The organism is Amycolatopsis sp. NPDC059027, from assembly GCF_042739735.1.
In the GTDB taxonomy this organism is placed as follows: Bacteria; Actinomycetota; Actinomycetes; order Mycobacteriales; family Pseudonocardiaceae; genus Amycolatopsis.
On the sequence record NZ_JBHYIK010000141.1, the window covers coordinates 1 to 9,557 of the forward strand.

Annotated in this window: 8 protein-coding genes; all 8 read left to right on the plus strand. The window is 68.5% G+C overall.

Annotated elements, in window-relative coordinates:
* Window positions 1–925: 925 nt before the first annotated feature.
* The 8 genes from ACFWY9_RS44285 (at window position 926) to ACFWY9_RS44320 (ending at window position 9,351) form a co-directional block, all read left to right on the plus strand.
* Window positions 926–1,702, plus strand: coding sequence for a hypothetical protein (locus ACFWY9_RS44285; protein WP_378341710.1), 777 nt, complete (start codon window positions 926–928; stop codon window positions 1,700–1,702).
* Window positions 1,703–1,965: 263 nt separating this feature from the next.
* A complete protein-coding gene (locus tag ACFWY9_RS44290; protein WP_378341711.1) occupies window positions 1,966–3,696 on the plus strand; it encodes a sodium:solute symporter family protein in 1,731 nt (576 codons plus the stop codon).
* Between the two features lie 9 nt (window positions 3,697–3,705).
* The gene (locus ACFWY9_RS44295; protein WP_378341712.1) at window positions 3,706–3,978 is read left to right on the plus strand and encodes a hypothetical protein; all 273 of its coding nucleotides are present in this window, start codon (window positions 3,706–3,708) and stop codon (window positions 3,976–3,978) included.
* A gap of 47 nt (window positions 3,979–4,025) precedes the next feature.
* Window positions 4,026–5,018 (plus strand): hypothetical protein, encoded by a 993-nt coding sequence (locus ACFWY9_RS44300; protein WP_378330369.1) that lies wholly within the window; start codon window positions 4,026–4,028, stop codon window positions 5,016–5,018.
* A gap of 69 nt (window positions 5,019–5,087) precedes the next feature.
* Window positions 5,088–6,089 (plus strand): dihydroxyacetone kinase subunit DhaK, encoded by a 1,002-nt coding sequence (gene dhaK / locus ACFWY9_RS44305; RefSeq protein WP_378330368.1) that lies wholly within the window; start codon window positions 5,088–5,090, stop codon window positions 6,087–6,089.
* Between the two features lies 1 nt (window position 6,090).
* A complete protein-coding gene (gene dhaL / locus ACFWY9_RS44310) occupies window positions 6,091–6,708 on the plus strand; it encodes a dihydroxyacetone kinase subunit DhaL (RefSeq protein WP_378341713.1) in 618 nt (205 codons plus the stop codon).
* A complete protein-coding gene (dhaM, locus tag ACFWY9_RS44315; protein ID WP_378341714.1) occupies window positions 6,705–7,376 on the plus strand; it encodes a dihydroxyacetone kinase phosphoryl donor subunit DhaM in 672 nt (223 codons plus the stop codon). The genes dhaL and dhaM overlap by 4 nt, the downstream gene beginning before the upstream one ends.
* A 202-nt stretch (window positions 7,377–7,578) precedes the next feature.
* A complete protein-coding gene (locus ACFWY9_RS44320) occupies window positions 7,579–9,351 on the plus strand; it encodes a 3-hydroxyacyl-CoA dehydrogenase family protein (protein ID WP_378330365.1) in 1,773 nt (590 codons plus the stop codon).
* Window positions 9,352–9,557 lie beyond the last annotated feature (206 nt).

Below are 9,557 nucleotides of genomic sequence, written 5' to 3' on the forward strand. Positions count from 1 at the left end.
TCGCGGGTCTCGCGTCGTGAGCCGTGAGTGCCACATCGGTTCCGCAACCGGGTCGCGCACGGGGATCCACCGGTGTTCGGATGAGGCCAGCACGGCTTGTGTCCACAGAGGACCCTCGTGCCGCACGCCGAGAGTGCTCCGTCGTGTCGGACCTGCCTCGTTTTGTTACGGCTCCGTCGGGGTGTTCGGCGGGCGCGGGAACGCCGGGGCTGTGGGGAGGGTGTTGTTCTTGGGCTCGTGGTGGCGAAGGGCTTCGCGGAGCGGTTGTGCCTGTCGCGGCGACCCCACCAACTCGCCCGACGAAAAAGAAAAACACGAGAAAGACGCACACCGGAGAGCGCCCCGCACACGCGGAGGGGGGGGGTGGCCAGGGGCGGGGGCGCCGGCCGCGCGCGCCCGCGGCGGGCCCCCCGCCGGCCCGGCCCCCCCCCCCCCCCCCCCCCCACAAAGGTGGGACGCCCGGTCACGCTGTGCCGGTGTCGTGAACCGGTGGGCCAGGGCGATCGTCGCGGATGTGTCACCGAGAGCACTCGGCGCCCGTCCCGGCTCCCCGCCGCGCGAAGGTATGCCCCGATGCTTGCCCGGAATGATGCCGGATCGAGTCCGAATTGCTGGTATCCGTAAGCGGTTATCGCGCTCCTTGTGTGGAAGTAAATAACGGGATACTGGCTACGATTGTGGCCGAATCATCACGGATTATTCCCGTGATCCGCCAAACAGGTGAGAGTGGACGGCAATTCATGAGAAGTGTGTCACACTGGAATTCGAGGGGTTCCGCCGGTGTCTCCGTGAGGCCGCGAATGCGACTCGCGGAAGTTCGGTTTTGCTGACACGCCAACGTTTTTCTGTTACCCGGAAATGTTGGTGTGTTCGTGTCCGCCTGCTGGCGTGAGCCGTTTTCGTGCCCAGGTTCGAGGAGGAAACAATGCGCTATCGACCTCTCGGGTCGGATCCGGTCGACCCACGGCTCGGGCGTTTCGTGCCGGACGACTGGCAGCACGTGGAAAGGTATCCGCTGACCGCGCTGCCCGCCGAGGAACGGCCGTCGAGCGCGCCGGTCGTCCTCGGCATCAACTGGTACAGCGAATTCGATCACCCCGAGCAGGACAAGACCTCCGGCGAGTACTTCATCGCCAAGGGTGGCGCCAAGTCGCTGACCACCGTGCGTGGTGGACACTGTGTGTGCCTGGAGCCGGGCGGCGCGCCGGACACCGACGCGTGGTACGCCTTCTACAACCAGGGGCACGAGGGTGCCTGCGTCGGCTTCGGCTGGTCGCGCTGCATGTCGATCTTCAACGGCGACGAGTACACCGCGCGCTGGCTGTGGGACGCGGCGAAGAAACGCGACGAATGGCCGGAGACCAACCCCGGCGACGAGAACGGCACGTCGGTGCGGGCCGCGGCGCAGGTGCTCAAGGAGCTGGGCCACGTGCTCTGGAACGAGGCGTACGCCAACGACGACTGGCACAAGCGCGAGAGCTACGTCCCGGAAGTCAAACAGGGCATCAAGGCCTTCCGCTGGGCGAAGACGGTCGAAGACGTCCACGCCGTGCTCGGCAACAAGCGGGCCGACGAGCTCGGCGCGGTCCCGATCCTCAACTCGTGGGGTCCGAACTACCCGCACCGGACCTACCTCCCCGACGACGTCCTCGCCCGGTTGATCGGCGAGGACGGCGAGATCGCCGTCCCGACCGATCGCTGAGTTTCCCCCGCAGGACCGTGAAGGCCTCCTTACCGGCGTTGGGCGCCGGTAAGGAGGCCTTCACGGCATGGGCGCCTGTTCTCCTGTGCGGGGGTGTGTGAGCCGCTCGCCGCTGTCTCCGGTCGCGAATTCATCACGAACGGTGTGCTGTAGCGGCAGGTCAACGGCTTGTCCGGCGTGTCATGCGACACCGGCTTTCCCTGCCTGAATCCATGCAGTACTGTCCGGGTCCGACGGGGAACGATGGTGTTTCCTGTGGGAAAATGTTCACTTCCGGAGGTGGCCGGGTGTACGGCGGTGTAGTGCTGGCCGATGCGAACCTGCGGCTCGACGCGAGTCCCATCGACTACATCCTGTTGGCGTTCTACTTCGTACTGGTGCTCGGCATCGGTTATCTGGCGCGCAAACAGGTTTCGAGCAGCATCGACTTCTTCCTCTCCGGGCGGTCGCTCCCGGCGTGGGTGACCGGGCTGGCGTTCATCTCGGCGAACCTCGGCGCGGTCGAGGTCATGGGCATGTCGGCCAACGGCGCCCAGTACGGCCTGCCGACCGTGCACTACTTCTGGATCGGCGCGATCCCGGCGATGCTGTTCCTCGGCATCGTGATGATGCCGTTCTACTACGGCTCGAAGGTGCGCAGCGTCCCGGAGTTCATGCGCCGCCGGTTCGGCAAACCCGCGCACCTGGTCAACGGCATCAGCTTCGCGGCCGCGCAGGTCCTCATCGCGGGCGCGAACCTGTTCCTGCTGGCCAGCGTCGTGAACCTGCTGCTGGGCTGGCCGATCTGGGTGTCGATCATCATCGCCGCCGTCATCGTGCTCTCCTACACCGCGCTCGGCGGGCTGTCCGCGGCGATCTACAACGAGGTGCTGCAGTTCTTCGTGATCGTCGCCGCGCTGCTGCCGCTGACGATCATCGGCCTGGTCAAGGTCGGCGGCTGGCAGGGTCTTGTCGACAAGGTCACCGGCAGCCCCGGCGGATCCGCGCAGCTGCACTCGTGGCCCGGTGACAACCTGACCGGCTTCGGCAACAACTTCCTGTCCGTGCTCGGCCTCGTCTTCGGTCTCGGCTTCGTGCTCTCCTTCGGCTACTGGACGACGAACTTCGTCGAGGTCCAGCGCGCGATGGCGTCGAAGAGCATGTCCGCCGCACGGCGTACGCCGATCATCGGCGCCTTCCCGAAGATGCTCGTCCCGTTCATCGTGATCATCCCCGGCATGATCGCCGCGGTCACCGTGTCCGAGTACGTCAAGGACAAGCAGGTCCTGCTCGACGGCGGCACCGCCGAAAGCGGCGTGACCTTCAACAACGCGCTCCTGCTGCTGATGCGTGACCTGCTGCCCAACGGCATGCTCGGCGTCGCGATCGCCGGTCTGCTCGCGTCCTTCATGGCGGGTATGGCGGCGAACCTCAGCTCGTTCAACACCGTGTTCACGTACGACATCTGGCAGACGTACGTGAAGAAGGACAAGCCGGACGACTACTACCTCAAGCTCGGCCGCGGCGTCACGGCCGGTGGCACGGTGCTGGCGATCGGGACCGCGTTCATCGCCTCGAACTCCGGCAACATCCTGAACTACCTGCAGGATCTGTTCTCCTTCTTCAACGCGCCGCTGTTCGCCACGTTCATCCTCGGCATGTTCTGGAAGCGCATGACGCCCACCGCGGGCTGGCTCGGCCTCGTCCTCGGTACCGCCTCGGCGATCACCGTGTGGACGCTGTCGCAGACCGGCGTGCTCGGGCTCAAGGGCCAGGGCACCAGCTTCGTCGCCGCCGGGACGGCGTTCGTCGTCGACATCGTGATCAGCGTCGCCGTCTCGCTGGCGACGCGGCCGAAGCCGGACAGTGAGCTGGTCGGGCTGGTGTACTCCCTGACCCCGCGGGACTCCCTCAAGCACGACGACACCGGCGAGAACGCGGGCTGGTACCGCAAGCCGGGCCTGCTCGCGGGCATCGTGCTGATCCTGACCATCGCGCTGAACATCATCTTCTAGGAGGTCCGCATGGCACACGAGTCCGCGCGGCCGCGCAAGGCGGGCGCCTTCGACATCAGGCTGATCATCGCGCTGCTGATCGGCGTCTACGGCGTGGTGCTCACGGTGATGGGCATCGCGTTCACCACCGAGGCCGACCGTGCCAAGGCGGCCGGGGTGAACATCAACCTGTGGGCCGGGATCGGCATGCTGGTGTTCACCGCGTTGTTCGTGCTCTGGGCGGTACTGCGGCCGATCACGGTTCCGGCCGAGGCCGTGGACGCACCCGCCGAGGGGGAATAGCCGGGTTGTCCGGACAACGGCGAGCACGTCCGGCTACCGTGCACGACGTGTTCGCTGACGTCCGAAGCAGCCGGTTCTTCCCGGCCGCCGGGGTGGCCGCCGCGCTCGCGCTGGTGGTCACCGCCTGCGGCGGCGGGGACCTCGGCAAGTCCAACTATCCCCGCACGACGGTGCCCGCGGCGAACGCCGACAACGCGCCGAGTGGCCCGATCACGGACCCGGCCGTGGCGTCGGCGGCGTTGCGGCTGGTCCAGCCGTGCCAGTTCGTCGACAAGACCGCGCTGGCCTCGCTCGGCACCGTGGCGTCCGACCCGTCGCCGTCCTCGGTGACCTTCGACGAATGCCGGAACACGGTGAAAGACCCTGGCGGCAAGGAGATCCGGCTCTCGGTGAAGGTCGGTGGCGCGGTCACGTTCGCCGCGAACAACACCGCCGGCGCGCTCGGCGGGCTGCCGCTGGTCGTCTCGAAGGGCACGGACGGCGGCTCGTGCGACGTCAGTGTGCTCACCACCCGGGATCCCAACCTCGGCGTGACCTTCTCGGTCATCTACAACGGCGGCGACGCGTGCCGGGCCGGGCAGACCGCGCTCGATGGGGCCGTGAAGAAGCTGCACGCCTCGCCCGCGACGTACCCGTCGACGCCGGGCTCGGTACTTCCCGTCGACCCGTGCACCGCGCTGGACACCTCGGCGATCGACGCCGTGGCCAAGTCCGCGAACCAGCTCCCGACGTCGCTGCACTCCTGTGTCTGGGGGCTGGGCACCTCGGTCACCGTGACGTTGTTCCCCGGCCTCGCGCCCGCCGAGGGAAACGGGTTCACCAAGGTCGATCTCGGCGGCGGGATCACCGCGTACCAGAAACTCTCGACCACCTCCTCGGACTGCCGGGTCCAGTGGCGGCACCGGGAGTGGCAGGGCAAGCAGGTCGAGATCGCACAGGTTCAGTACCAGAACGTCGACGCCAAGTCCGGGCAGGACGACCCGTGCGGTAAAACGGTCACGCTGGCGAAGAACCTCGCGCAGAAGCTGCCCAAGGCCTGACGCCTGGCGGCGACGCGCCGGGGGCGGTAGGAAGAGGGCACCCCACCCACCGACGTGCTGGAGGCCGCCTTGAAGAAGATCATCAACGATCCGGCGACGGTGGTCGAGGAGTCGTTGCGCGGGCTCGCCGCGGCACACGCCGACATCCTGCGCGTCGAACCCGATCCGGCCGTGGTGATCAGGGCGGACGCGCCCGTGGCGGGGAAGGTGGCGATCATCTCCGGCGGCGGTTCCGGGCACGAGCCGCTGCACGGCGGGTTCGTCGGGCGCGGGATGCTCGACGCCGCGGTGCCCGGCGCGGTGTTCACCTCGCCGACTCCGGACGCGGTGCAGGCCGCGATCACCGCGACCACGGGCGATCCCGGCGCGCTGCTGATCGTCAAGAACTACACCGGTGACCTGCTCAACTTCGAGACCGCGGCGGAACTGGCCGGCGCAGAGGAACACGACGTGCGCAGCGTGGTCGTCGGGGACGACATCGCGGTCAAGGACTCGACGTACACCGCGGGCCGCCGGGGCGTCGGCGGCACCGTACTGCTGGAGAAGATCGCCGGCGCCGCCGCCGAACGCGGCGACACCCTGGACGAGGTGGAAGCGTTGGCGCGCAAGGTGATCGCCAACGTTCGCTCGATCGGGGTCGCGCTCACCGCGCCCACGGTGCCGCATGTGGGCGAGCCGAGTTTCGACCTCGGCGAGGACGAGATCGAGTTCGGCATCGGCATCCACGGGGAACCCGGCCGCGAGCGGATCCCTGCCGAGCCCGCCGACGCGCTCGTGGCCAGGATGCTCGAAGCCCTGGTCACCGATCTGCCCTTCGCCGACGGCGACCGGGTCCTGCTGTTCACCAACTCGATGGGCGGGACCCCGCTCGTCGAGCTGTACCTCGCGCACGGCATCGCCGAGCGGCTGCTGGCCGAGCGTGGGATCGTGGTCGAACGCAGGCTCGTCGGGCCGTACATCACGAGTCTGGAGATGCAGGGAATGAGTCTGACAGTGCTCAAACTGGACGACGAGCTGATCAGGCTCTGGGACGCGCCGGTGCACACCGCCGCGCTGCGGTGGGGGGTCTGACATGGGCTGCGACGCGACGAGGGTCGCCGCGGCGCTGCGGGCCGCGGCCGCGGTGGTGGCCGAGCACCGGGCCGAGCTGATCGAACTCGACCGGGCCATCGGCGACGCCGACCACGGCGAGAACATGAACCGGGGCTTCGAAGCGCTCGTGGCCGCGCTCGACGCCGGCGTGCCGGAAACGCCCGCGGCGGTGGCGAAACTCGCGGCCACCACGTTGATCTCGAAGGTCGGTGGGGCGGCGGGACCGTTGTACGGCACGGCTTTCCTGCGTGCCTCGGGCAAACTCGGCACGAGCGACGAGGTCGATGTGCCCACGCTCATCGAGGCGTTGAAGGCGGCGCTGGAAGGCGTTCAGGCGCGGGGCAAGGCCGTCGTGGGCGACGCGACCATGGTGGACGCGCTGGCCCCCGCGGTCGAGGCCGCCGCGACGGGCGGCGATCTCGCCGCGGCGCTGACCGCCGCCGCGGACGCCGCCGACCGCGGTGCGGAGTCCACAGTGGATTTGGTGCCCCGCAAGGGAAGGGCCTCGTACCTCGGGGAACGCGCGGTGGGGCATATGGATCCCGGCGCGCGTTCGACGGCGCTGCTGCTGCGCGCGTTCGCGGAGGCCGCCCGGTGAGCGTGGGAATCGTGCTCGTGTCACACAGCGCGCGGCTGGCCGAAGGACTCGCCGAACTGGCCGCCCAGATGGCACCCGACGTCACCATCGTGCCCGCCGGGGGACTGCCGGGCGGGGGCATCGGCACCGACTACGACGAGGTCGTCGCCGCCACCCAGCGCGCCGATTCCGGCGCCGGGGTCGTGCTGCTCTACGACCTCGGCAGCGCGCAGATGACCGCCGAACTCGCGGTGGAGACGCTGGCCGACCCGTCCGCCGCGGTGGTCGTGGACGCCCCGCTGGTCGAGGGTGCGGTCGCGGCCGCCGTCGCCGCGCAGGGTGGCGCCGACCGCAAGGCCGTCGCCGAAGCCGCCGCGGCGGCAGGTGTGCCCGAGGATCTCGTAGCCGCGACGCCAGTCGAGGGCGGCGAGACGATCGAGCTCACCCTGCACAACGACGTCGGCCTGCATGCCCGGCCTGCCGCGGTGCTGGTGCGCAGCCTCGCCGGGTTCGACGCCGAGGTCTCGGTGCGCCTCGGCGAGCAGGAGGCTGACGCGCACAGCGTGCTGGCACTGATGTCCCTCGGCGCTCGGCAAGGCGACCGGATCGAGATCCGCGCCAGCGGCCCCCAAGCCACCGAAGCCCTCGCCAAGGCCCGCGAACTCGTGGACACCAACTTCGGCGAGTAGCCGCTTCGCCGTGTCGTCCGTTCTGGTACGCGAGCCGGCTGCGCCGGTACGCGAGCCGTCGATGCGGGTGCGCGTTTCGCCGGTTCGGGTACGTGTACCGGTTTCATCTGACTCGATTCGGAGGGTGACAGACCCTGTTCCGATGGCCGGGGCGTGGCAGTATGCGGAGCAAACTACTAGCGAGTAACCTCCGGAGGCCTCCATGGCGCGGGACATCTCGACGGTCGGTGTGATCGGCTTGGGCACGATGGGCGCCGGCATAGCCGAGGTATTGGCCCGCAGCGGCCTGGACGTGATCGCGGTCGAACTCGACGATTCGTGCGTCGCTCGCGGCCGTGGGCATCTGGCGCATTCGACCGAACGGGCGCTGTCCGGCGGCAAACTCGACGAAGCGGCCCGCGACGCCCTGCTCGGCCGGATTCGGTACACGACGTCGCTGTCGGATCTGTCCGATGTGGACCTTGTGATCGAGGCGATCCCGGAGAACCTGGGCGCGAAGGCGGATGTCTTCTCTCAACTGGACAAGATCACCCGCCCGGACGTGGTGTTCGCGTCGAACACGTCGTCGCTGTCGATCACCGAGATCGGCGTGCACACCGCGCGTCCCGGCAAGGTTGTCGGCATGCACTTCTTCAACCCCGCTCCGGTGCTGAAACTGGTCGAGGTCGTGCGGACCGTGGTGACCGAGCCCGAGGTGGTCGCCGACGTCGTGGCGTTCGCAGAGCGGCTGGGCAAGGTGCCGGTGGTGATGGGCGACCGCGCCGGGTTCATCGCGAACGCGTTGTTGTTCGGGTACCTCAACCACGCGGTTCGGATGTACGAGCAGCGCTACGCCACGCGCGAGGATCTCGACGCGGCGATGCGCTTCGGCTGCGGGTACCCGATGGGCCCGCTGGCCTTGCTGGACCTGATTGGCCTCGACACCGCCTACGAAATCCTCGACACGATGTACCACCAGTCGCGCAACCGGCTGCACGCGCCGGCGCCGCTGCTGAAGCAGATGATCACCGCGGGCCTGCTCGGCCGCAAGACCGGTCGCGGTTTCTACACCTACGACGCGCCGGACTCGCCGACCGTGGTCGCCGACGAGGCTTCGCGTTCGTCCACTGTGGACGCGGCTGCCGCGCGCGAGGTGCGCAAGGTCGGCGTCGTGGGCACCGGCACGATGGCGACCGGCATCGCGGAGGTGTTCGCCAAGCGCGGCTTCGACGTCGTACTGCGGGCCAGGAGCCAGGAAAAGGCCGATGCCTCGGTCGCGCGGGTGAAGAAGTCGCTCGACAAGGCCGTCGTCAAGGGCAAACTGTCCGAATCGGACGGTGTGGCCGCGCTGGCCAGGATCTCCCCGGTGACCGACTTCGAGCAACTGTCCGATGTGGACCTGGTGATCGAGGCTGTCGCCGAGGAACTGGCCGTCAAACAGGCGGTCTTCGCCGCGCTCGACGACGTCGTGCGGCCGGGCGCGATCCTGGCGACCACGACCTCTTCGCTCCCGGTGATCGAATGCGCCGCCGCGACCTCCCGCCCGTCCGATGTGGTCGGGCTGCACTTCTTCAACCCGGCCCCGGTGATGAAGCTCGTCGAGGTCGTCTCGACGATCGCCACCGCCCCCGACGTGCTCGCGACCGCGGACGCCGTGTGCGCGGCGGTCGGCAAGCACGCGGTGCACTGTGGGGACCGGGCGGGCTTCATCGTGAACGCGCTGCTTTTCCCGTACCTCAACGACGCGGTGAAGATGCTCGAAGCCCACTACGCGGACGCGGACGACATCGACACCGCCATGAAGGTCGGCTGCGGCCTGCCGATGGGCCCGTTCGAACTGCTCGACGTCGTCGGCCTGGACGTCTCCCTGGCCATCCAGCGGACGCTGTTCAACGAATTCCGCGAGGAGGGCTTCGCCCCGGCGCCCCTGCTGGAGCACCTCGTGACGGCCGGGCGCCTCGGCCGGAAAACCGGCAAGGGCTTCAAGGACTACTGACCACGCTCCGTAGCCGGTGCTTCCTGGCTGGCCGTCACACCTGCCTCACCCACCCCACCCGACACTCCTGGTGATAGCAAGGGACCTTTGCTATCGCTTGTCTCAACGCGAAGATAACGGCGTGTGTTTGCGATGGAGCGGCTGTTCCGGTCCGGCCGAACACGGGGTTTCAAACACCCCAATGTGGCGTTCGGTGCGTCCAACGC